Source organism: Mycolicibacterium fallax (assembly GCF_010726955.1).
Taxonomy (GTDB): Bacteria; Actinomycetota; Actinomycetes; order Mycobacteriales; family Mycobacteriaceae; genus Mycobacterium; species Mycobacterium fallax.
The window spans coordinates 2,328,911-2,349,835 of sequence record NZ_AP022603.1 but is presented as its reverse complement, the minus strand read 5'-3'; the positions used below and the strand labels follow the sequence as shown (position 1 = coordinate 2,349,835).

General features: G+C 72.4%; 23 protein-coding genes. 15 read left to right on the top strand and 8 right to left on the bottom strand.

What is annotated here, in order from left to right:
* Nucleotides 1-6: 6 nt before the first annotated feature.
* Nucleotides 7-867, bottom strand: coding sequence for a polyphosphate kinase 2 family protein (locus tag G6N10_RS11245; protein ID WP_085096116.1), 861 nt, complete (start codon nucleotides 865-867; stop codon nucleotides 7-9).
* Nucleotides 868-892: 25 nt separating this feature from the next.
* Nucleotides 893-1,621, bottom strand: a complete 729-nt coding sequence (locus tag G6N10_RS11240; RefSeq protein WP_407663981.1) for a TetR/AcrR family transcriptional regulator — start codon at nucleotides 1,619-1,621, stop codon at nucleotides 893-895.
* 104 nt (nucleotides 1,622-1,725) lie between these two features.
* Between G6N10_RS11240 and G6N10_RS11235 the strand changes: the two genes are divergently transcribed.
* From G6N10_RS11235 to G6N10_RS11215, 5 genes are all read left to right on the top strand, one after another.
* Nucleotides 1,726-3,120: a DUF445 domain-containing protein gene (locus tag G6N10_RS11235; RefSeq protein ID WP_085096120.1), complete on the top strand. Its 1,395-nt coding sequence runs from the start codon at nucleotides 1,726-1,728 to the stop codon at nucleotides 3,118-3,120.
* A 94-nt stretch (nucleotides 3,121-3,214) separates the two neighbouring features.
* Nucleotides 3,215-3,631 carry a helix-turn-helix domain-containing protein gene (locus G6N10_RS11230; RefSeq protein ID WP_085096122.1) on the top strand — a complete coding sequence of 139 codons (417 nt, stop codon included), beginning with the start codon at nucleotides 3,215-3,217 and terminating at the stop codon, nucleotides 3,629-3,631.
* 72 nt (nucleotides 3,632-3,703) lie between these two features.
* Entirely contained in the window at nucleotides 3,704-4,369 is a 666-nt protein-coding gene (locus G6N10_RS11225; protein ID WP_085096124.1) for a heparin-binding hemagglutinin, read from the top strand.
* A 63-nt stretch (nucleotides 4,370-4,432) separates the two neighbouring features.
* A complete protein-coding gene (locus G6N10_RS11220; protein WP_085096215.1) occupies nucleotides 4,433-4,720 on the top strand; it encodes a DUF2516 family protein in 288 nt (95 codons plus the stop codon).
* Entirely contained in the window at nucleotides 4,720-5,205 is a 486-nt protein-coding gene (locus tag G6N10_RS11215) for a DUF2599 domain-containing protein (protein WP_085096126.1), read from the top strand. Before G6N10_RS11220 ends, G6N10_RS11215 begins: the two co-directional genes overlap by 1 nt.
* A gap of 12 nt (nucleotides 5,206-5,217) precedes the next feature.
* Here G6N10_RS11215 and G6N10_RS11210 read toward each other — a convergent pair whose 3' ends face one another.
* Genes G6N10_RS11210 through G6N10_RS11195 form a run of 4 tightly spaced genes read right to left on the bottom strand, consistent with a single transcriptional unit; the run spans nucleotide 5,218 to nucleotide 8,349 of the window.
* Nucleotides 5,218-6,210 (bottom strand): LmeA family phospholipid-binding protein, encoded by a 993-nt coding sequence (locus G6N10_RS11210; protein WP_085096128.1) that lies wholly within the window; start codon nucleotides 6,208-6,210, stop codon nucleotides 5,218-5,220.
* The gene (locus tag G6N10_RS11205) at nucleotides 6,207-7,025 is read right to left on the bottom strand and encodes a carbon-nitrogen hydrolase family protein (RefSeq protein WP_085096130.1); all 819 of its coding nucleotides are present in this window, start codon (nucleotides 7,023-7,025) and stop codon (nucleotides 6,207-6,209) included. Before G6N10_RS11205 ends, G6N10_RS11210 begins: the two co-directional genes overlap by 4 nt.
* 5 nt (nucleotides 7,026-7,030) lie before the next feature.
* Nucleotides 7,031-7,837 (bottom strand): SAM-dependent methyltransferase, encoded by an 807-nt coding sequence (locus tag G6N10_RS11200; RefSeq protein ID WP_085096132.1) that lies wholly within the window; start codon nucleotides 7,835-7,837, stop codon nucleotides 7,031-7,033.
* Nucleotides 7,837-8,349, bottom strand: coding sequence for a DUF2505 domain-containing protein (locus G6N10_RS11195; protein WP_085096134.1), 513 nt, complete (start codon nucleotides 8,347-8,349; stop codon nucleotides 7,837-7,839). The genes G6N10_RS11200 and G6N10_RS11195 overlap by 1 nt, the downstream gene beginning before the upstream one ends.
* Here G6N10_RS11195 and G6N10_RS11190 point away from each other — a divergent pair.
* Nucleotides 8,337-9,434 carry a UDP-N-acetylmuramate dehydrogenase gene (locus G6N10_RS11190; RefSeq protein ID WP_407663980.1) on the top strand — a complete coding sequence of 366 codons (1,098 nt, stop codon included), beginning with the start codon at nucleotides 8,337-8,339 and terminating at the stop codon, nucleotides 9,432-9,434. The genes G6N10_RS11195 and G6N10_RS11190 overlap by 13 nt on opposite strands.
* Nucleotides 9,435-9,528: 94 nt before the next feature.
* A complete protein-coding gene (locus G6N10_RS11185) occupies nucleotides 9,529-10,848 on the top strand; it encodes a L,D-transpeptidase (protein ID WP_085096138.1) in 1,320 nt (439 codons plus the stop codon).
* Nucleotides 10,849-10,851: 3 nt separating this feature from the next.
* On the opposite strand, the gene G6N10_RS11180 is transcribed toward G6N10_RS11185, so the two are convergent.
* Complete coding sequence (locus G6N10_RS11180; protein ID WP_085096140.1) at nucleotides 10,852-11,613, bottom strand: SDR family NAD(P)-dependent oxidoreductase; 762 nt, start codon at nucleotides 11,611-11,613, stop codon at nucleotides 10,852-10,854.
* A gap of 162 nt (nucleotides 11,614-11,775) precedes the next feature.
* Here G6N10_RS11180 and G6N10_RS11175 point away from each other — a divergent pair, with 162 nt between their 5' ends.
* From G6N10_RS11175 to G6N10_RS11150, 6 genes are all read left to right on the top strand, one after another.
* The gene (locus G6N10_RS11175; protein ID WP_085096142.1) at nucleotides 11,776-13,032 is read left to right on the top strand and encodes an ROK family transcriptional regulator; all 1,257 of its coding nucleotides are present in this window, start codon (nucleotides 11,776-11,778) and stop codon (nucleotides 13,030-13,032) included.
* The gene (mshA, locus tag G6N10_RS11170) at nucleotides 13,029-14,378 is read left to right on the top strand and encodes a D-inositol-3-phosphate glycosyltransferase (RefSeq protein WP_109750509.1); all 1,350 of its coding nucleotides are present in this window, start codon (nucleotides 13,029-13,031) and stop codon (nucleotides 14,376-14,378) included. The genes G6N10_RS11175 and mshA overlap by 4 nt, the downstream gene beginning before the upstream one ends.
* On the top strand, nucleotides 14,375-14,914 hold the full coding sequence (locus G6N10_RS11165; protein ID WP_085096144.1) for a type III secretion system chaperone family protein: 540 nt from the start codon (nucleotides 14,375-14,377) through the stop codon (nucleotides 14,912-14,914). Before mshA ends, G6N10_RS11165 begins: the two co-directional genes overlap by 4 nt.
* A gap of 13 nt (nucleotides 14,915-14,927) precedes the next feature.
* Complete coding sequence (locus G6N10_RS11160; RefSeq protein WP_085096146.1) at nucleotides 14,928-15,677, top strand: phosphoglyceromutase; 750 nt, start codon at nucleotides 14,928-14,930, stop codon at nucleotides 15,675-15,677.
* A gap of 202 nt (nucleotides 15,678-15,879) precedes the next feature.
* On the top strand, nucleotides 15,880-17,049 hold the full coding sequence (locus tag G6N10_RS11155; protein WP_085096219.1) for a sensor histidine kinase: 1,170 nt from the start codon (nucleotides 15,880-15,882) through the stop codon (nucleotides 17,047-17,049).
* Complete coding sequence (locus G6N10_RS11150; protein WP_085096148.1) at nucleotides 17,049-17,732, top strand: winged helix-turn-helix domain-containing protein; 684 nt, start codon at nucleotides 17,049-17,051, stop codon at nucleotides 17,730-17,732. The genes G6N10_RS11155 and G6N10_RS11150 overlap by 1 nt, the downstream gene beginning before the upstream one ends.
* On the opposite strand, the gene G6N10_RS11145 is transcribed toward G6N10_RS11150, so the two are convergent.
* Complete coding sequence (locus G6N10_RS11145) at nucleotides 17,714-18,535, bottom strand: DUF3109 family protein (RefSeq protein ID WP_085096150.1); 822 nt, start codon at nucleotides 18,533-18,535, stop codon at nucleotides 17,714-17,716. The two genes, G6N10_RS11150 and G6N10_RS11145, sit on opposite strands and share 19 nt — an antisense overlap.
* 132 nt (nucleotides 18,536-18,667) lie before the next feature.
* On the opposite strand from G6N10_RS11145, the gene G6N10_RS11140 reads away from it, so the two are divergent.
* Together G6N10_RS11140 and G6N10_RS11135 are read left to right on the top strand one after the other, a co-directional pair.
* Nucleotides 18,668-19,684 carry a Ppx/GppA family phosphatase gene (locus tag G6N10_RS11140; protein ID WP_085096152.1) on the top strand — a complete coding sequence of 339 codons (1,017 nt, stop codon included), beginning with the start codon at nucleotides 18,668-18,670 and terminating at the stop codon, nucleotides 19,682-19,684.
* Nucleotides 19,681-20,913 (top strand): Rv0497 family membrane protein, encoded by a 1,233-nt coding sequence (locus tag G6N10_RS11135; RefSeq protein ID WP_085096154.1) that lies wholly within the window; start codon nucleotides 19,681-19,683, stop codon nucleotides 20,911-20,913. The genes G6N10_RS11140 and G6N10_RS11135 overlap by 4 nt, the downstream gene beginning before the upstream one ends.
* The last annotated feature ends 12 nt before the right edge of the window (nucleotides 20,914-20,925 follow it).

Sequence of the window (20,925 nt, the reverse complement as noted above, 5' to 3'; positions counted from 1 at the left end):
TAGGGATCACAGCGCCCGCAGCCGGGCCCGCTCGGCCTCGACGTCGAAGTCGGCCGGCGGCCAGGACAGTCGCATCGCGGTGAGCGCCTCGATGAGCAGCTCGGTCACCGCCAGCCGGGCGTACCACTTGCGGTCGCACGGCAGCACATGCCACGGCGCGTGCTCGGTGGAGGTCTTGTCCAGCAGGTCCTGGTAGGCCTGCTGGTACTGCGGCCAGAGCTGGCGTTCGTCGAGGTCGCCCGGGTTGTACTTCCAGTGCTTGTCCGGCCGCTCCAGCCGCTCGGCCAGCCGCTTCTTCTGCTCGTCCAGCGACACGAACATGGCCACCTTGACGATCGTGGTGCCGGCGTCGACCAGCTCCTTCTCGAAGGCGTTGATCTCGTCGTAGCGCGGCGCCCAGACGGCCGGCTCGACCAGGTTGTGCACCCGAACCACCAGCACGTCCTCGTAGTGCGAGCGGTCGAACACCCCCAGCAGCCCGGCCGGCGGCAGCGCGTTGCGGATCCGCCACAGGTAGTGGTGGCTGCGTTCCTCGGCGGTCGGCACCCCGAACGCCCGGTAGCGGATGCCCATCGGGCTGCCCGCCCCGACCACGTGCTCGACGATGCCGCCCTTGCCCGCGGTGTCCATGCCCTGCAGCACCAGCAGCACCGAGCGGTGGTCGCCGGCGGCCTTGCCGTTGGCGTACAGCATTTCCTGCAGCTCGGCGAAGGCGGCGTTGCGCTCGGCCTGCAGTTCCGGCGCGCCGGCCTTCTCCCCGCGGAACCCCGGGGTGGCGTTGGTGTCGATGTCGGCGACCCGCCGGCCGGGCCGGAAGGCCAGGACGGACCGCGGTTGGTGGGTCCACAGCTCGGGCAGCGCTGACATGACGCTCACCCTAAGGGTGCGCCGGTCAGGCCGGGGTGATCTTCCGGGGCAACTCCGGGGACGGGTGCGGATTGCTGCGGAACACCTCCAGTGAGCCGCCGACCTCGACGATGCCGCACAGCGCGCTCCACGCCATCATGCTCAGGTAGTCGATCAGCTCGTCGGAACTCATCCGCCGGTGCGACATCCAGGAGTGCGTCGCCAGCTGCACGCCGCCGACGATCATGTAGGCCCACGGCTCGACGCCCTTGGTGTCCATCCCGGAGTCCTGCATCCGCCTGCGGAACATCACGGTCAGCATTCCGGCGATGATCCGTTCGCTGTCGGCGATCACCTTGCTTTTGCTGGCGGAGCTGTTGGCGAAGACAAACGGGTAGATTTCCGGCTCCGCGGCGACGGTCTCCACGTACACCCGGATGATCTCCCGGGCCAGGTCGTAGCCGTCCAGTTTGGTCGACAGCGCCGCCGCCATATTCGGGATCAGGGTGGTCTGCGCGAAGCGCATCATGACGGCGGTCGTCAGGTCGTTCTTGTCGACGAAATAGCGGTACAGAACGGTCTTGGAAACCCCGATTTCGGCCGCTATCTCGTCCATGCTGACGTCGCGGCCGCGCTGCCGGATGGCGTCCAGGGTGCCGTCGACGAGCTCGTTGCGGCGCTCCACCTTGTGCTGATGCCAACGGCGTTTTCGGCCATCGACCTTCGGCGGTTCGGCCGGGCTTTGCTGAGGCACTGTCACAGGTTTCCGTTCCATCAGTTGCGCCGATTCTACGGCCCGGCCGGGTGTGGGCCGGGTCGCACCCACCGGGGCGGTCACAGTAACTGGGCGGGCTCGGTGTCCCGGCGCCGCCGGCCGGGATGGCCCATGATGGAGGGGTGACGCAGCCGCCCGCCTCGCCCGCCCCGGACATCGCGCGTCGGGAGATCGCCGTGGCCGCGTCCGGCCGGCACCGGCTGCCGGCCCGCCGCAGCACGCTGACCGACTCGCTGGCGGCGTCCCTGGTCGCCGCCGACGACGAGCGGCGCCGCGGGCTGCGCCGGATGAAACTGGTCGCCGCGGGCTTCCTGGTCGCCGCGACGGTGGTCTTCCTGGTCTGCACCTGGGCGCAGCGCGACGGCGACGCCCCCGGCTGGGTGGGCTACCTGCGGGCCTCCGCCGAGGCCGGCATGGTGGGCGCACTGGCCGACTGGTTCGCGGTCACCGCGCTGTTCAAGCACCCGCTCGGGCTGCCGATCCCGCACACCGCGATCATCCGGCGCAAGAAGGACCAGCTCGGCGCGGGGCTGGGCAGCTTCGTGCGGGAGAACTTCCTGTCCCCGGAGGTGGTCGAGGCGAAGATCCGCGGCGCGGACATCCCGGCGCGGCTCGGGGACTGGCTGGCCGACCCGGCGCACGCCATGCGGGTGGCCACCGAGACCGCGACGGTCATGCGGGTGGCGGTCGAACTGCTCAACGACGACGACATCCAGCAGGTCATCGACCGGGTCATCGTGCGCCGGCTCGGCGAGCCGCAGTGGGGACCGCCGGTCGGCCGGGTGCTGGCCTCGCTGCTCGCCGAGCACCGCCAGGAGGCGCTGCTGCAGCTGTTGTGCGACCGGGCCTTCGAGTGGGCGCTGGCCGCCGGGGACACCATCGAGCGGGTGGTCACCCGGGACTCCCCGGGGTGGACGCCGCGGTTCGTCGACCAGCTGGTCGGGGATCGGATCCACCGCGAGCTGATGGACTTCACCGACAAGGTCCGCCGCGACCCGAACCATGAGCTGCGCCGCTCGGCGACCCGTTTCCTGTTCGAGTTTGCCAACGATCTGCAGACCGATCCGGCCACCATCGCCAAGGCCGAGGTGGTCAAGGGTGAGCTGATGGCCCGCGACGAGGTCACCCGGGCGGCCGAGACGGCGTGGAAGACGCTGAAGAACCTGCTGCTGGAGGGTGCCGACGATCCGGCCAGCACGCTGCGGCTGCGGGTTGCGGACTCGGTGATGGGCATCGGTGAGTCGTTGCGCACGGACGCCGAGTTGCGCGCCAAGGTGGAGGGCTGGATTGTCCGCGGTGGCAAACATCTGGTCGCCCAGTATGGGGTGGAGATCACCTCGATCATCACCGAGACGATCGAGCGCTGGGACGCCGAGGACGCCAGCCGGCGCATCGAATTGCACGTCGGCCGGGACCTGCAGTTCATCCGGATCAACGGCACCGTGGTCGGCGCGCTGGCCGGGCTGGTGATCTACACCGTGGCGCAGATCATATTCTGACCTGCGCTAGCAGGCGCTTGCAAAAGTTAGCACCCTCGCGTAGCCTGGTTGTTACCAAGCAGTAGCGATTGATGACGAGGGGAGGCCGCTGCCGATGTCGCAGGACGAAAACATTGCCACGGTGGTCACCCATGCCGCATCCGACATCGGTGCCTTCATCAAGGCGCAGCGCGAGGGCGCCCAGGTGTCGATCCGGCAACTGGCCGCCCGAGCCGGCGTCAGCAACCCCTACCTCAGCCAGATCGAGCGGGGGCTGCGCAACCCGTCGGCCGAGGTACTCGGACAGATCGCCAAGGCGCTGACGGTGTCCGCCGAGGTGCTCTACGTTCGCGCCGGGATCCTGGAGCCGGGCGAGGGCAGCGCGGTACGCGACGCGGTGATCAACGATTCGGCCATCACCGAACGGCAGAAGCGCTCACTGCTCGACATCTACACATCGTTCCTGCAGCAGAACGCCGCGCAGGCGCAGCCGCCACCGGAGGCGACCGCCGAAGAGCCCAGCACTGATTGATTGTCCGATCCGAATCCCGGGTAAACCCGGGAACTGACCACGAAGTACGTACCACGAAAGGGAGAAGAGAAAATGGCTGAGAACACTGTCGAGGACCTGAAGGCCCCGCTGCTTGCCGCCGTCGGCGCCGCCGATCTGGCGCTGGCCACCGTCAACGAGATCGTCGCCACCCTGCGCGAGCGCGCCGGCGAGGCCCGCACCGACGCCACCGCGCGTCGCGAAGAGGCCCGCGGCCGGCTGAACAAGCTGCAGGACGACATCGCCAAGCTGCAGGATGAGCTGCCCGAGCAGATCGGGGAGCTGCGCGAGAAGCTGTCCTCCGACGAGCTGCGCAAGGTCGCCGAGGGTTACGCCGAGAGCGCCCAGGCCACCTACAGCAAGCTGATCGAGCGCGGCGAGGCCGCCCTGGAGCGGCTGCGCAACCAGCCCGCCGTCGAAGAGGCTGCCGAGCGGGCCGAGAGCTACGTCGACCAGGCCGTCGAGCTGACCCAGGAGGCGCTGGGCAACGTGGCCAGCCAGACCCGCGCGGTCGGCGAGCGTGCCGCCAAGCTGGTCGGCGTCGAGCTGCCCAAGAAGGTCGATGACGCCGTGCTGGACGCCGAGGTCAAGGTCGAGGACGCCGCCAAGGCCGTCAAGAAGGCCCCGGCCAAGAAGGCCGCCCCGGCCAAGAAGGCTGCTCCGGCCAAGAAGGCTGCTCCGGCCAAGAAGGCCCCGGCCGCCAAGGTCACCCAGAAGTAAATATCAAGAACCCGACAGGGCCGGCCGAAAAGGTCGGCCCTGTCGTCGTTCTACGCTATGGGCATGCATCTCTACGGCCTGATGGCCAACATCCTGCTGGTGATCGCGGTGGGTGTGTTCGCGGTCTGCGTGTACGCGTTCGTCAACGCCGCGATGCAGCGCCCGGACGCCTACACCGCGACCGGCAAGCAGACCAAGCCGATCTGGCTGGCCATCCTCGGGCTGGCGATCCTGCTGGCGGTGACGGGTTGGCTGTCGGTGATGGGCACCGCGATCGCCGCGGCCGCCGCCGGGGTGTACCTGGCCGACGTGCGTCCCCGGCTGCTCGAGGTGCAGGGGAAGTCGCGCTGATGCGCGCGGGGCGGTTCGGGGCGCCGGCCGCCGCGGGGCTGGTCGCCGCCGGGCTGCTCGGCGGGCTGGCCGGCGGCGGTGCCGCACCGGCTGCCGCAGCGCCGATTGAGGAGAGGCCGGCCGACGAGAAGCCGCCCGCCGAGGCGCCGCCCGCCGAGATGACGGCCTACATCGATCACACCGAGTGGGCCAGCTGGCAGGGCCGGCCCAGCCTGCGGGTGTACCCGAGCGCTGCGGCCCGGGCCGCGGTGACCGGGCCCGGCGGCCGGGCGCTGGCCGATCGGGCCTGGTCGGAGGTGCTGGCGCTGGCGCCTGAGGCCGGCAGCCCCGGCATGCGCGCCCAGTTCGACTGCCACTGGGACTGGGCCGAGTTCGCCGAACCCGGCAAGGCCAGCTGGAACCTGGAACCGTGGCGCCCGGTGGTCAGCGCCGACCGGCTGCTGCTGGCCGGCTGCAACCCCGGTGACGCCGAAGAACCGTTCTGAGCCGTCGCACCGTCACAGTGCGGCGAAGCAGGGATCCTCGTTGGCCTTCGGGATGCTGGCGTTGCGGGTGGAGAACACGCTCTGCACGCCGTCCTTGGTGACGGTCACGCTGTCCGCCTTGATGCCCATCGGGTAATCCTTGGTGAGCTTGTCGGTGGCGCTGTCCAGGATCGGCTGAATGGTCTCGCGCGGCAGGGTGAAGCCCAGCCCGGTCAGGCTGAGCACCCGCAGCGACACCCCGCCGTCGGACACCGTCGGCTCCGCCACGATGGTCGACAGCCCGGCGTCGACGGTGATCGTGCCGTCGGCGGGATTGGGCGTCACCGACGAGATCAGCGACCCGACCAGCGGAAGCACGCCCTGCAGGGTCTGCTTGATGCCCTCGGCCGTCCAGTTCACCGTCGCCACCAGCGAGCCGATGGTGCCCGCCGCGTCCGCGGTCTCGGCCAGCGCGACGTCGCGGATCTGGATGTCCAGCGACATCTCCTTGGCATCGCGGACGTTGTTGCCCGCGGTCTGGATCGAGATGCTGGAGTACCGCTTGGTCGCGTGCTGCCACAGGAACGGCGGCAGCATCCCGAAGGAGGCAGTGGCGCTGTCCTGGACCACGCACTGCACCACCCCGGCGACCACGCTGTCGGCGCGGTTGCGGGCGAACAGTTCGCCGCCGATCACCCCGGCCAGGCCAAGCGCGACCACGATGATCAACACCAGCGTCACCGACAGTGGATCTCGCAGCAGGTCACCGAACCGGCCCCGCGGCTTGCCGGCTTCCGACCCGGGCCGGTCGCCGTGCGGCGCGGCGGGGACGTCCCCGGACACCGGCGGCGGCGCCGCGCTGACCGGAGGCGCCGGAATCGCAGTGGTGGCGGCGTCGGGCCGCGGGATCTGCTCGGTCGGGGGCACCTCGCCGGACTGGGACCACTCGGACGGGTCACCGGGGGAGTGTGCGGACGGGTCTGGCCGGCCTCCGGGAGCGGGCGGGCCCTGCGGCGGATACGTCACCCGCGCGATTCTGCCCTATCGAACTGAGTGCCGCCCGAGCGACGGTTGGAGAGCACCGCCAGGGTGCCGCGGGCCGAGCGCACCCGGTCGGGGTCAACATCGGCGATCAGCAGCGCCGGATCAGCGCCGGCCGCCACGATCTGCTCGCCCAGCGGCGAGGCGAGCAGGCTGCCGCCCACCCCGGTCGGCCCGGTGCCGGCGATCTGGTCGCCGGGGTAGGCCTGGTCGACGGCCGCGACGTAACCGGCGACGTCCAGCGCCCGGGCCCGGGCCAGCAGGTTCCACTGCTCGGCCTTGCCCGGACCGGCGCCCCACGACGCGCTGACGGTGATCAGTTCGGCGCCGCGGCGGGCCAGCTCGACGTATAGCTCGGGGAAGCGGATGTCATAGCAGGTGCTCAGCCCGACCCGGACGCCGTCGACGCTGATCAGGGTGGGGGTGGCGCCGGGGGCGACGGTCTTGGACTCGGCGAACCCGAACGCGTCGTAGAGGTGGATCTTGTCGTAGCGGGCCTCGGTGTCCGGGCCGGTGGCCAGCAGGGTGTTGGTGACCCGGTGCCCGTCGGCCGGGCAGAACATCCCGGCCACCACGGTGATCCCGGCCTGGCCGGCGGCCCGGCGCACCCCGTCGGCCCAGCGGCCGTCGATCGGCTCGGCGACGCCGCGCAGCGGCACCCCGAACCGGCACATGGTGGCCTCCGGAAACACCACCAGCGCCGCCCCCGTGTCGGCGGCCCGGCGGGTGTACTCGGTCAGCGTCGCCAGGTTGGCGGCCGGGTCGGTGCCGCTGGTGATCTGGGCCAAGGCGATCCGCATGATCCTCAGGGTAGGCCGGTCGGGTCCGCGCCGGCGGGCGCGACCGCGGCCCACGGCACGGTGAGCACCGCGTCGCGCAGCCGGCGCCGCTGCGGCGCGACCGGGCAGCCGTCGTCGGCCAGCCCCGCCAGCATCGCCCGCCAGCGCACCCGCGGCCCGAACACCCCGTGCCCGGCGGCCGCCGCCCAGTGCCGGTCCGCGGCGGCCAGCAGGTCGTGAATCGGCTGGCTCGGCACATTGTGGTGGATGAGTGCCTTGGGCAGCCGCTCGGCCAGATCCGACGGCCGGTCGATGCGGTGCGGGTCGCAGGCCAGCGTCAGGCTGATCGGCCCGTCGGCGTCCAGCAGCACCCAGGCGCAGCGCCGGCCCAGCTCGTCGCAGGTGCCGTCGATGATCAGACCGCCGTCGGCCAGCTGCCCGCGCAGCCGTTCCCACACCCGGGGAACCGCCTCGACCGGGTACTGCCGCAGCACGTTGAAGGCCCGCACCAGCACCGGGCGCAGGCCGGCCAGCTCGAAACCGCCGAGAGCGAAACTGACCCCGGGGATCGCCGCGGGCGCCGCCGCGGCCACCCGCCCGGGGTCGATCTCCAGCCCGACCAGCCGGATGTCCGGGCGCACCGCGTGCAGCCGGGCCGCCAGCTCCAGCGTCGTGACCGGCATCGCCCCGAAACCGAGGTCGACGACCAGCGGATCGGCCGCGGCGGTCAGCGCCCGGCGCACCCGCGGCGAATGCACCAGCCAGCGGTCGCAGCGCCGGAGCCGGTTGCGGCCGGTGGTGCCGCGGGTGATCACGCCCAGCGGCTTGGCCATCAGTGCGGCCCGGCGATCCAGCCGTTGGTGAAGTCGCCCTCGATGCGGATCAGCTCCCGCAGCCGGCCGCCGAGCATCTCCTCGATCTTGCCGCCGACCAGCGGCACCCGCACCTCGACGGCCAGCCGCAGCGTCGCCCGGGACGCGTCCGCGGTGGTGGCGGGTTGCAGCCGGGCGTCCCCGGTCAGCGTCACCGGCGCCCCGGGCACCGCGCCGCTGACCGTCGCCGCCGAACGCCCGTCGGCGATCGGCTCCCACTGCTCGCGGCGGGTGATGCGCAGGTTGCCGCGATGGAACTGGGCGACGACGCCGGGCAGCTTGTCGCGGTACAGCACCTGGGTGGTCGCCACCGTCACCGCCCCCGACGGCGACACCGCCAGCTCCTCGAGCAACGCCTCGTCGGCGCCGGACTGGGCCAGCCGGGCCAGCCAGTACCGTTCGTCGGCGAAGGCCCCCAACACCGCCTCGACGCTGCCTGCGTAGTCGGCGGACATGTCGAATGAGCGCGCCATGGCTGGTCAGGCTACCGTTACGCCCCGTGGTCGGTGAACGGTACGCAGGCGCGGTGGTGGCCGAGCAGGTGCCGCTGGCGTCGTTGACCACGCTGCGCACCGGGCCGGTGGCTGCCCGGGTGATCACCGCGGGCAGCGTCGCGCAGATCGTCGCCGCGGTCGGTGAACTCGATGCCGAGGGGGCCCGGCCGCTGCTGCTGGCCGGCGGCTCCAACGTGGTGATCGCCGACGACATCGCCGACCTGACCGTGCTGCGGCTGGCCGCCGCGGCGATCACCGTCGAGGGCCCCCGGGTGCGGGTCGAGGCGGGCGCGGTGTTCGACGACGTGGTGGCCGCGGCGCTGGACGCCGGCCTCGGCGGCCTGGAATGCCTGTCCGGCATCCCCGGCTCGGCCGGCGCCACCCCGGTGCAGAACGTCGGCGCCTACGGGGTCGAGGTCGCCGACCTGCTGACCCGGGTGCGACTGCTGGACCGCCACACCGGTGCGGTCGACTGGGTGCCCGCCGAGCGGCTGGGCTTCGGCTACCGCACCAGCGTGCTGAAGGGCTCCGATCACGCCGTCGTGCTGGAACTGGAGTTCGACCTGGACGACACCGGGCGCAGCGCGCCGCTGCGCTACGGCGAACTCGGCAGCACCCTGGGTGTGGCGCCGGGGGAGCGCGCCGACCCGGCCCGGGTGCGCGCGGCGGTGCTCGCGCTGCGCCGGGGCAAGGGCATGGTGCTCGACGCCGAGGATCACGACACCTGGAGCGTCGGCTCGTTCTTCACCAACCCGGTGGTGCCCGAAGCGGTGTACACCCGGCTGTGCGCGGCGGTGCCCGGCCCGGTGCCGCACTACCCGGCCCCCGACGGGGTCAAGCTGGCCGCCGGCTGGCTGGTCGAGCAGGCCGGCTTCGGCAAGGGCTTCCCGGGCCCGGACGCCCCGGCCCGGCTGTCCACCAAGCACGCCCTGGCGCTGACCAACCGCGGCGACGCCCGCACCGCCGACATCCTGCGGCTGGCCCGCACCGTGCGCGACGGGGTGCGCGATCGGTTCGGCGTCGAGCTGGTGCCCGAACCGGTGCTGGTCGGCGCCGAACTCTGAGCTGCCGCCCCGGTGCGGATGTCGCCCCGATCGTGACCGGTCCGTATCCTTGGCCCCAGTGAATCCGGACCGCAATACCCCGACAGCTGCGCCGATGACCAGGCGCCGGGCGCTGAGCGCGCTGGCGCTCGGTGTCGCCGCGTCGGGGGCGCTGGCGGCCTGCCGGTCCGGGTCTGACGGCCCGCAGTCCGCGGGCCCGCCGCCGTCGCCGACGCTGAACTTCAGCCCCGCCGACGCGGCCGTCGAGGTCAACCCGCGCACCCCGGTGCGGCTGGCGGTCACCGACGGCTGGCTGCAGCGGGCCGCGCTGATCAACGCCGACGGCAAGGTGGTCGCCGGGGTGCTCAATCGGGACCGCACCGCGTTCACCGTGACCGAGCCGCTGGGCTACGCGCAGACCTACACCTGGAGCGGGTCGGTGGTCGGGCAGGACGGCAACCCGGTCGAGGTGGCCGCGACGTTTCGCACCATCGCCCCGGCCGCCGTGGTCAACGGGCAGTTCCAGCTCGCCGACGGCCAGACCGTCGGGGTGGCCGCGCCGATCATCCTGCAGTTCGACGCGCCGATCGCCGACAAGGCCGCCGTCGAGCGCGCCCTGGCGGTGCACACCGAGCCGGCGGTCGAGGGCAGCTGGGCCTGGCTGCCCGACGAGGCCGCGGGCTCGCGGGTGCACTGGCGCAGCCGCGACTACTTCCCGGCCGGCACCACGGTGCGGGTGACCGCCCCGCTGTACGGCGTCGACTTCGGCGAGGGGAACTTCGGCGGCGCCGACTCCACCCTGGACTTCAGCATCGGTCGCCGCCAGCTGGTCCAGGCCGACGCGCCGAGCCACCGGATCCGGGTGCTCACCGACGACGGCGTGCTGTTCGACTTCCCGTGCAGCTACGGCGAGGGGGACCTGCCGCGCAACGTCACCCGCAGCGGCATCCACGTCGTCACCGAGAAGTACGCCGACTTCTGGATGTCCAACCCGGCCGCCGGCTACACCAACGTGCACGAGCGCTGGGCGGTGCGGATCTCCAACAACGGCGAGTTCATCCACGCCAACCCCAACAGCGCCGACGCCCAGGGCAACACCAACGTCACCAACGGCTGCATCAACCTGTCCACCGGCGACGCCGAGCAGTACTTCTACACCGCGATCTACGGCGACCCGGTGGAGGTCACCGGCACCTCGATCGAGCTGTCCTACGCCGACGGCGACATCTGGGACTGGGCGGTGGACTGGGACGAGTGGAAATCCATGTCGGCGCTGGCGGATTCGGCCTCCACGATGAACCTGCCGTCGCGCGCGCCGGCCACCCCGTCGAACGCGCCGACGCTCTCGGGCACCCCGACAACCACCCCGCCCGCCACGACAACCACCCGGCCGGCGACCACCCCGCCCGGCGACGGCGCCGAGCCGCCGGGCTGAGGCTCAGCGCGGCGACTGGTCGCGCGGCCGGATCACCACCCGATCCAGGCAGACGTGCGCCGGGCGTGACGCCACGAAGCCGATCACCTCGGCGATGTCGCCGGCGGTCAGCGGCGTCATCTCCGCGTACACCGCGTCGGCGCGCTGCCGGTCCCCGTCGAAGCGCACCAGGGAGAACTCGGTTTCGACCGCTCCCGGCGCAATCTCGGTGAACCGCACCGGTTTGCCGAGCAGTTCCCGGCGCAGCGTGCCGTGCAACGCGCTCTCGGCGTGCTTGGCCGAGGTGTAGCCGGCGCCGCCCTGGTAGAGCTCGAACGCGGCGACCGAGGTGACCGTCACGATCAGCCCGTCACCGGAGTCGATCAGCGCGGACAGCAGCGCCCGGGTGACCCGCAGGGTCCCCAGCACATTGGTCTCCCACATCCACCGCCAGTGCTCGATGTCGGCCTCGGCGACCGGCGCCAGGCCGCGTGCCCCGCCGGCGTTGTTGACCAGCACCCGCACCGGGCCGGGCAGCGCGGCGACCGCGGCCGCCAGCGCGTCGACCCGGTCCGGGTCGGTGACGTCGACCACCACGGCGGTGCCGCCGATCTCGGCGGCCAGCGCCTGCAGCCGGTCACCGCGGCGGGCCGCGACGACGACGTGAAAGCCCTGCGCGGCGAGGGTTTTCGCGGTGGCCTCACCGATCCCGGAGCTGGCCCCGGTGACGACGGCGATCGGTGCGGGCCGGGCCTGATCCGGCGAACCGGCGGCGGAACTGGTCATTGGGGCAACTTTAGTCAGCGTGTTAGATTCACCGCCATGGTGACGGGAACCTTTGCCGCGGTGCACGCCGGCAGTTGTTGTCCCGGTTTCTGCCGCGCCTGACGGGCTCTGTCTGTCGGTGCGGACCGGTCTCCCCGCCCCGACATCCCAAGGACCACCGCCGTGCGCACCGCCATTCTTTCTCCCGTTTCCACTCCCGCTTCCCCGATCCGGCTGCACCCGCCGCGGTCGCGGCACCGGATCGTCACGCCCTCGCTGCGGGTCGCCTCGTCGGCCACCGCCGTGGTGTTCGGCGCGGCCCGGGCCCGCGGCCCGATCGGCCGCGACGACATCGCCCGGGCCACCGGGCTGTCCGCCGCGACGGTCAACCGCCAGGTCGCGGCGCTGCTGGAGGCCGAACTGCTGCGCGAACGCGCCGATCTGGCCGCCGCCGGTGCGATCGGCCGGCCGCGCATCCCGGTCGAGGTCAACCACGAGCCGTACCTGACCCTGGGCATCCACATCGGCGTCCGGGCCACCAGCATCGTCGCCACCGACCTGCGCGGACGGGCCCTGGACACCGTGGAGATCCCGACCCCGCACGGCGATCAGCGGGCCGCGCTGGCCGCCGTGGCGGCCAGCGCCCGGCGCTACCTGAGCCGCTGGCGGCGGCGCCGCACGCTGGCGGTCGGGGTGACGATCGGCGGGTCGGTCGACAGCGCCGCCGGCTACGTCGACCATCCGCGGCTGGGCTGGACTCAGGCGCCGGTCGGACCGGTGCTGGCCGAGGCGCTGGGCCTGCCGGTGTCGGTGGCCACCCACGTCGACGCGATGGCCGCCGCGGAGCTGTTGCTGGGGCAGCGCGCCGCGCCGTCGGAGTCGGACACCCGGCTCTACGTCTACGCCCGCGACACCGTCGGCTACGCACTGGTGATCGGCGGCCGGGTGCACAGCCCGGCCGGCGGTCCCGGGACCATCGCCACCCTGCCGGTCACCTCGGAACTGCTGGGCGGCAACGGAACCCTGGCATCCACCGTCATCGACGAGGCGGTGCTGGCGGCCGCCCGGCGGGCCGGGGTCACGCTGCCCGCCGCGGCGGGCCCCGGCGCGGTGCTGGCCCCGCTGCTGGCCGCCGCCCGCGCCGGTGACGACACCGCGACGAGTTTGCTGCAGGAACGGGCCCGGGTGCTGGGGCGGGCGATCGGGCTGCTGAGCGACCTGCTCAACCCCGACGAGCTGATCGTCGGTGGGCAGGCGTTCACCGACTACCCGGAGGGCCTTGCCGCGCTCGCCGAGGCCTATGCCGGGCGCGGTGCGCCGGGCCCGCGGGAGATCCGGGTCAGCGCGTTCGGGGCCCGGGTGCAGGAGGCCGGCGCCGGCATTGTTTCGCTGGGTGCCCTGTACACCGACCCGCTGCGGGCGCTGCGCCGGGTCGGCTGAGCCGATCCCGACCGTGCAAGTATGGGAGTGTGCGCGTTGCCGTGATCTCGGTCCACACCTCACCGCTGGCCCAGCCCGGCAACGGTGATGCCGGTGGCCTGAACGTCTATGTGCTGCAGAGTGCGCTGAACCTGGCCCGCCGCGGGGTGGCCGTCGACATCTTCACCCGGGCCACCAGCTCCGCGGACCCGGCGATGGTGTCGGTCGCGCCCGGGGTGACGGTCCGCAACGTGGTCGCCGGCCCGTTCGAGGGCTTGGACAAATACGACCTGCCCACCCAGCTGTGCGCGTTCGCCGCCGCGGTGCTGCGGGCCGAGGCGGTCCAGGAGCCCGGCTACTACGACGTCGTGCACTCGCACTACTGGCTGTCCGGGCAGGTGGGCTGGCTGGCCGCGGACCGCTGGGCGGTGCCGCTGGTGCACACCGCGCACACCCTCGCCGCGGTGAAGAACGCCGCGCTGGCCGACGGCGACACCCCCGAGCCGCCGCTGCGTGCGGTCGGCGAGCAGCAGGTCGTCGACGAGGCGGACCGGCTGATCGTCAACACCGACACCGAGGCCGCCGAGCTGGTGGCGCACCACCGGGCCGACCCGGCCCGCATCGACGTCGTGCATCCCGGCGTCGACCTGGACATGTTCACCCCCGGCGACCGGGCGCAGGCCCGCGCGGCGCTGGGCCTGGGGGACGGGCCGCTGGCGGCGTTCGTCGGCCGGATCCAGCCGCTCAAGGCCCCCGACGTGCTGCTGCGGGCGATCGCGCTCCGCCCCGGGGTGCAGGTGGTGGTGGCCGGCGGCCCGTCGGGCTCCGGGCTGTCCGCGCCCGACGGCCTGGCCCGGCTGGCGCAGGATCTCGACATCGCCGAGCGGGTGCATTTCCTGCCGCCGCAGTCCCGCCCCGACCTGGTCACCCTGCTGCGCGCCGCCGACCTGGTCGCGGTGCCCAGCTACTCGGAGTCCTTCGGGCTGGTCGCGGTGGAGGCGCAGGCCTGCGGCACACCGGTGGTCGCCGCCCGGGTCGGCGGCCTGCCGGTCGCGGTGCGCGACGGGGTCACCGGGGTGCTGGTCGACGGCCACGATCCGGCGCGCTGGGCCGCGGCGATCGGCGACCTGCTCGACGGCGGCCCCGAACTGCTCGAGCGGCTGGGCCGCAACGCCGTGGCGCACGCCGCCGGCTTTTCCTGGGGGCACACCGCCGACGCGCTGCTGGAGTCCTACCGCCGGGCGATCGCCGACTACGGCCGGGCCCGGCCGCCGGCCGCCGGCCGGGCGCTGATCGCGCGGCGGGCCGGCCGGCGCTGGACCATGCGCCGCGGCGTGGTCCGCAACGTAGCGACGGAGTCCCGATGAGTACCGACGGAGTCCCGATGAATGCCGAAGCGCTGATCACCGCCGCGCTGGACGACCGCGAGCTGACCTACCACCGGGTGCCCGGCACCGACGGGGAACTGCCGGCCCTGGTCGTCGAGCTGCCCGGTGAACGCCGGCTCAAGACCAACACCATCTTGTCGATCGGCGGGCACTCGGTGCGGGTCGAGGCGTTCGTCTGCCGGCGGCCCGACGAGAACCACGAGGGCGTCTACCGGTTCCTGCTGCGGCGCAACCGGCGGCTCTACGGGGTGGCCTACACCCTGGACAATGTAGGCGACATTTACCTGGTCGGGCTGATCGCGCTGGAGTCGGTGACCGCCGACGAGATCGACCGGATTCTCGGCCAGGTGCTCGAGGCCGTCGACGCCGATTTCAACACCCTGCTGGAACTCGGCTTCGCCAACTCGATCCGCAAGGAGTGGGCGTGGCGGGTGGAGCGCGGGGAATCGCTGAAGAACCTGCGCGCGTTCTCCCATCTGATCGAGGACCAGGACGTGACCACCGAGTCGTCGTGAGAGGATGCCCGGCATGGGAACCTCGACGTTGGTGCTGCTCCGGCACGGCCAGAGCGAATGGAACGCGCTGAACCAGTTCACCGGCTGGGTGGACGTCCACCTGACCGAGCAGGGCCGCCGCGAGGCGGTCCGCGGCGGTGAACTGATGGCCGCCGAAGGCCTGCTGCCCGATGTGCTGTACACCTCGCTGCTGCGCCGGGCGATCACCACCGCGAACCTGGCGCTGGACGCCGCCGACCGGCACTGGATCCCGGTACACCGGGACTGGCGGCTCAACGAGCGGCACTACGGCGCGCTGCAGGGGCTGGACAAGGCCGCCACCAAGGAACGCTACGGCGACGAGCAGTTCATGGCCTGGCGCCGCAGCTACGACACCCCGCCGCCGGCGATCGAGAAGGGCAGCGAGTTCAGCCAGGACGCCGACCCGCGCTACGCGGCGATCGGTGGCGGGCCGCTGACCGAATGCCTCGCCGACGTGGTGGCCCGGCTGGTGCCCTACTTCGAGGAGACCATCGTGCCGGACCTGCGGGCCGGCAAGACGGTGCTGATCGCCGCGCACGGCAACTCGCTGCGCGCGCTGGTGAAGTACCTCGACGGCATGTCCGACGACGAGATCACCGGCCTGAACATCCCGACCGGCATCCCGCTGCGCTACGACCTGGACGAGAACCTCAAGCCGATCGTGGCCGGGGGCACCTACCTGGACCCGGAGGCGGCCGCCGCCGGTGCCGCCGCCGTCGCCAACCAGGGCAACGCCAAGTAGCCCAACGCCAAGTAGCCCAACGACAAGTAGCCCCCGCCGAGTAGCCCCCGGCAGGGAGCGCCCACCCCCGGACAACCCCGGTTGAACGGTCGGTGAACCCCGGTGAACGCGGGTAAAACTCCTGGTTCAGCGGCTGTGATGTGTGCCGTGATCGGCCGCACGCTGCTGGGATGGCGTTCACCGCATGCGTACGATCTGGCACGTGAGTGTCGTGGCGGCAGTGCTGCTCGCGGGCATCGCCGCGCTGGGCGGCATCGCCCTCGGCGCGTTGCTGGCCCCGCGGGTGGTGCAGCGGCGCCGCGCCGCGGTCGCCGAGCAATCCGGCCTGACGATGGCGCAGTTGCTCTCGCACGTGGTCGCCGGGGCGCCGATGGCGGTCGTCGTCGTCGACCGGTTCCGCGACGTCGTCTACTTCAATGAGCGGGCCACCGAACTCGGCCTGGTGCGGGACCGGCTGCTCGACGAGCGGGTCTGGCAGGTCGTGCAGCGCATCTTCGCCACCGGCAACGACGGGCCGCTGGAACTTTCGGCGCCGCGCCGCGCGGCCCCGGGCCGCTCCGGGCTGGCGGTGCGGGGCCAGGCCCGGCTGATGACCGGGGTGGATCGCCGGTTCGTGCTGGTCTACGCCGACGACCAGTCCGAGCAGGCCCGGATGGAGGCCACCCGGCGTGACTTCGTCGCCAACGTCAGCCACGAGCTCAAGACCCCGGTCGGCGCGATGAGCGTGCTGGCCGAGGCGCTGCTGGAGTCCGTCGACGACCCCGAGGTCGTCGCGCACTTCGGGGCGAAGGTGCTGGCCGAATCCACCCGGCTGGGCAACATGGTCGGGGAACTGATCGAGCTGTCCCGGTTGCAGGGCGCCGAGCCGCTGCCCGATCTGGCCGAGGTCGACGTCGACGCGGTGGTGGCCGAGGCGGTGTCGCGGACCAAGGTGGCCGCGGAGAACGCCGGCATCGCGGTCGTCACCGACGAGCCGAGTGGCCGCAGCGTGCTCGGGGACCCGGCGCTGCTGGCCACCGCGGTGGCCAACCTGATCGGCAATGCCATCGCCTATTCGCCGGAGAACTCGCCGGTGTCGATCTCCCGGCAGCGCCGCGGGGACAACATCGAGATCGCCGTCACCGACCGCGGCATCGGCATCGCGCGCCAGGACCAGCAGCGTGTCTTCGAGCGGTTCTTCCGCGTCGACCCGGCCCGGTCCCGGGCCACCGGCGGCACCGGCCTCGGGCTGGCCATCGTCAAGCACGTCGCCGCCAATCACAACGGATCGATCCGGTTGTGGAGCCAACTCGGCACCGGATCCACCTTCACCCTGTCGATTCCGGCCTGGCCGGACACCGTCGAGGATCCCGAAGAAAGAGATGACAACTGATGACCACCGTGCTGATCGTCGAGGACGAAGAGTCGCTGGCCGACCCGCTGGCCTTCCTGCTGCGCAAGGAGGGGTTCGAGACGACCATCGCCGCCGACGGCCCGTCGGCGCTGGCCGAGTTCGACCGCAGCGGCGCCGACATCGTGCTGCTGGACCTGATGCTGCCCGGGATGAGCGGCACCGACGTGTGCAAGCAGTTGCGGGCCCGCTCCGCGGTGCCGGTGATCATGGTCACCGCCCGCGACAGTGAGATCGACAAGGTGGTGGGCCTGGAGCTGGGTGCCGACGACTACGTCACCAAGCCGTATTCGGCGCGCGAGCTGATCGCCCGGATCCGGGCGGTGCTGCGCCGCGGGGCCGACGCCGACCCCGCGCTGGCCGACGGGATCCTGCAGGCCGGTCCGGTGCGGATGGATGTCGAGCGGCACGTGGTCAGCGTCAACGGCGCACCGATCACCCTGCCGCTCAAGGAGTTCGACCTGCTGGAGTACCTGATGCGCAACAGCGGCCGGGTGCTGACCCGTGGCCAGCTGATCGACCGGGTGTGGGGCGCGGACTACGTCGGGGACACCAAGACCCTCGACGTGCACGTCAAGCGGCTGCGCTCGAAGATCGAGGCCGACCCGGCCAGCCCGGTGCACCTGGTCACCGTCCGCGGCCTGGGCTACAAGCTGGAGGGCTGAGCCTGCTGGTCCGCCTGGGCCTGAGCCTCTGCCGTCGCCGGATGCACCGCCACGATGCCCAGCTCGGCGCGCCGACGGCACAGCGCGGCCAGCTCGGCGTAGGCGTTGGCGCCGATCAGCTCGGTCAGCTCCGGGGCGTAGGTCTCATAGACCGCCCGCGCCCCGGTGTGCACCGCGGGATCGCCGGTGCAGTACCAGTGCAGGTCCGCCCCGCCCGAACCCCAGCCGCGGCGGTCGTATTCGGTGAGGGTGGTCTTGAGGATCTCCGACCCGTCGGGCCGGCTGACCCACTCCTGACTGCGTCGCAGCGGCAGCTGCCAGCACACCTCGGGCTTCATGGTCAGCGGCTCGACGCCCAGCCGCATCGCCTTGGAGTGCAGCGCGCAGCCGATGCCGCCGGCGAAGCCGGGCCGGTTCAGGAAGATGCAGGCACCCTTGTACTTGCGGGTCCGCAGCTGCGGTTCGCCGTCGTACTCGTCCTCCTCGAGGTAGCCCTTGCGGCCCAGGCCCCGGTCGCGGAACTGCCAGTCCTCGTCGGTGAGTTGGGCGACGGCGTCGTCGAGCCGGGCCCGGTCGTCGTCGTCGGACAGGAAGGCGCCGTGGCTGCAGCAGCCGTCATCGGGGCGACCGGCAACGGTGCCCAGGCAGGCCGGGGTGCCGAACGCGCAGCTCCACCTCGACAGCAACCAGGTCAGGTCGGCGGAGATCAGATGCTCGGCGTTGTCCGGGTCGAGGAATTCCACCCACTCGCGGGGGAAATCCAGGGCCACCTCGCGGGGGTGGTCGGGGGACCGGGCATTCACGGCTGCCACGGTAATGCACGCGGCTGGCAAAGGAAGCCACGCCCGGGGCCGGGCCGCGGCCGGTTCGCCCCGGGCGGAGGAAACGCCGCCCCACTCGCGGCACGACGGCGGATATCGGACTAGTTTGTGTGCGTGCGATTGGGCGTACTCGATGTGGGTAGCAACACGGTGCATCTGCTGGTGGTGGATGCCCGCCGCGGCGGCCATCCCACGCCGATGAGTTCGACGAAGGAGGCGCTGCGGCTGGCCGAGGCGATCGACGACTCGGGCAAACTGACCCGCAAGGGTGCCGACAAGCTGATCGCCACCGTCGGTGACTTCGCCAAGATCGCCGGCAGCTCCGGCTGCAGTGAGCTGCTGGCGTTCGCCACCTCCGCGGTGCGCGACGCCACCAACACCGAGGACGTGCTGGCCCGGGTGTTCAACGAGACCGGGGTGCGGCTGCAGGTGCTGTCCGGGCGCGACGAGTCCCGGCTGACCTTCCTGGCGGTGCGGCGCTGGTACGGCTGGAGCGCCGGCCGGATCATCGACCTCGACATCGGCGGCGGGTCGCTGGAGCTGTCCAGCGGCCTCGACGAGGAACCCGAGATCGCGTTGTCGCTGCCGCTGGGCGCGGGCCGGCTGACCCGGGAGTGGCTCAGCGAGGATCCGCCCGGCCGGCGCCGGGTCGGGGTACTGCGCGATTGGCTGGACAACGAGCTGGCCGGCCCGGCCAAGGAGGTGCTGGCCGCGGGCGCACCGGACCTCACGGTGGCGTCGTCGAAGACCTTCCGGTCGCTGGCCCGGCTGACCGGGGCCGCGCCGTCGGGGGCCGGACCCCGGGTGAAGCGGACGCTGACGGCCAGCGGTCTCAGACAGCTCATATCGTTCATCTCTAGGATGACCACGGCAGATCGTGCCGAGTTGGAGGGAGTGAGCTCCGAGCGCGCGCCGCAGATTGTGGCGGGTGCTCTGGTGGCCGAGGCGAGCATGCGTGCGTTGTCAATAGAAACCGTCGATATTTGCCCGTGGGCCCTGCGGGAGGGCCTGATTCTGCGCAAACTCGACGCCGAAGCGGATGGAACGGCCTTGGTTGAGACACCGGTGGGGGATGCTGGACCACGTACCGCGGAACCGCGTGCCGAGCAGTCGAAGGGCGGGAAGCGATGACGAACTCTGAGGAGACCAGCACCCGGCCGGTCTCGGTGGCCGAGTTGCTGGCGAAGAACGGCACCATCGGCTCGCCGCCGGCCGGCGGCCGGCGCCGGCGGCGGCGCGGCAACGCCGACGCGGTGACCGTCGCCGAGCTGACCGGTGAGATCCCGGTCATCCGCACCGGATCGTTCCCGGTGGTCACCGAGCAGGATCTGCGCGACGCCGAGGCCGCCGAGCAGGCCAAGAAACCGGCCACCGAACCGGCCGCCGAGCCGGCCGAGACCGCCCCGGCTGATCCGGCCGGCGACACCCAGACCGCGGAAGAGGCGGCCGAGGCTGAGGCCGCGGCCGAGCGCCGGGCCGAAGAGCTGAAGCAGGCCCGGGAGGCCCGCGAGGCCGAGCAGGCCCGCCGCCGGGCCGCCGAGGCCAAGCGCGCCGCGGCCCGTCAGGCCGGCCGTGAGGCGGCCACCAAGACCGCCGAAGCACCCGCCAAGCCCACGCCCGCACCCGCCACGCCCGCGCCCGCCGAGCTCACGCCCGAGGCCGCCGGGCTGGCCGAGCTGCCGCCGCAGCGTTCGTCGCGTCCGGCGCCGCGGCGCGGGCGGTCGCCGGGCCCAGAGCGCAGTCCGGACCCGCGGCCGGTGCGCCGCAGTTCCCGCGGCCCGGTGCTGGGCCGCGGCCCCGCCAGGGCCACCGAGGACGTCGATGACGCCGCCAGCGCCGCCGAGGACCTCGAGGCCGCCGAGGCGATGAGCCCGGATCTGGTCGACGACGCCGAATCGGTCGCGATCATCGACCTGGAACTGGAGGCCGAGGCCGACGACGCACTGTTCGGCGGCGACAGCGTCGCCGACGAACTGGCCCGCCGCCGGGTGGCCGCCGAGGTCGCCGCCGGTGCCGAGGCCGCCGAGGACGACGGCGACGACGACGGCGAGCCCGAACCGGTCGCGTTGCGGTCGGCCCCGGCCACCGGCGGCGGCGGGCACCGGCTGATGTACGGCGCGGCGATCGCGCTGCAGTCCGTCGTCGCGGTGGCGTTCGGCGCCGGGCTGTTCCTGGCCTTCGACCGGCTCTGGCAGTGGAACAGCATCATTGCCCTGGTGCTTTCGGTGCTGGTGATCCTCGGCCTGGTGATCGGTGTGCGGGTCGTCCGCAAGACCGAGGACATCGCCAGCACGCTGATCGCCGTCGCGGTCGGAGCGTTGGTGACGCTCGGGCCGTTGGCCATGCTGCAATCGGTCTGAGCGAAGCAGCCG

Bases quoted from the DNA above. Each gene is read 5' to 3' on its own strand.
- G6N10_RS11180 (WP_085096140.1), bottom strand. From the start codon at position 11,613: ATGACCAGTTCCGCCGCCGGTTCGCCGGATCAGGCCCGGCCCGCACCG.
- G6N10_RS11190 (WP_407663980.1), top strand. From the start codon at position 8,337: ATGAGCGCGCCATGGCTGGTCAGGCTACCGTTACGCCCCGTGGTCGGT.
- G6N10_RS11240 (WP_407663981.1), bottom strand. From the start codon at position 1,621: ATGGAACGGAAACCTGTGACAGTGCCTCAGCAAAGCCCGGCCGAACCG.
- G6N10_RS11205 (WP_085096130.1), bottom strand. From the start codon at position 7,025: ATGCGGATCGCCTTGGCCCAGATCACCAGCGGCACCGACCCGGCCGCC.
- G6N10_RS11165 (WP_085096144.1), top strand. From the start codon at position 14,375: ATGAGTACCGACGGAGTCCCGATGAATGCCGAAGCGCTGATCACCGCC.
- G6N10_RS11135 (WP_085096154.1), top strand. From the start codon at position 19,681: ATGACGAACTCTGAGGAGACCAGCACCCGGCCGGTCTCGGTGGCCGAG.
- G6N10_RS11150 (WP_085096148.1), top strand. From the start codon at position 17,049: ATGACCACCGTGCTGATCGTCGAGGACGAAGAGTCGCTGGCCGACCCG.
- G6N10_RS11200 (WP_085096132.1), bottom strand. From the start codon at position 7,837: ATGGCCAAGCCGCTGGGCGTGATCACCCGCGGCACCACCGGCCGCAAC.
- G6N10_RS11185 (WP_085096138.1), top strand. From the start codon at position 9,529: ATGACCAGGCGCCGGGCGCTGAGCGCGCTGGCGCTCGGTGTCGCCGCG.
- G6N10_RS11215 (WP_085096126.1), top strand. From the start codon at position 4,720: ATGCGCGCGGGGCGGTTCGGGGCGCCGGCCGCCGCGGGGCTGGTCGCC.
- G6N10_RS11245 (WP_085096116.1), bottom strand. From the start codon at position 867: ATGTCAGCGCTGCCCGAGCTGTGGACCCACCAACCGCGGTCCGTCCTG.
- G6N10_RS11160 (WP_085096146.1), top strand. From the start codon at position 14,928: ATGGGAACCTCGACGTTGGTGCTGCTCCGGCACGGCCAGAGCGAATGG.
- G6N10_RS11195 (WP_085096134.1), bottom strand. From the start codon at position 8,349: ATGGCGCGCTCATTCGACATGTCCGCCGACTACGCAGGCAGCGTCGAG.
- G6N10_RS11235 (WP_085096120.1), top strand. From the start codon at position 1,726: ATGGCCCATGATGGAGGGGTGACGCAGCCGCCCGCCTCGCCCGCCCCG.
- G6N10_RS11220 (WP_085096215.1), top strand. From the start codon at position 4,433: ATGCATCTCTACGGCCTGATGGCCAACATCCTGCTGGTGATCGCGGTG.
- G6N10_RS11225 (WP_085096124.1), top strand. From the start codon at position 3,704: ATGGCTGAGAACACTGTCGAGGACCTGAAGGCCCCGCTGCTTGCCGCC.
- G6N10_RS11230 (WP_085096122.1), top strand. From the start codon at position 3,215: ATGTCGCAGGACGAAAACATTGCCACGGTGGTCACCCATGCCGCATCC.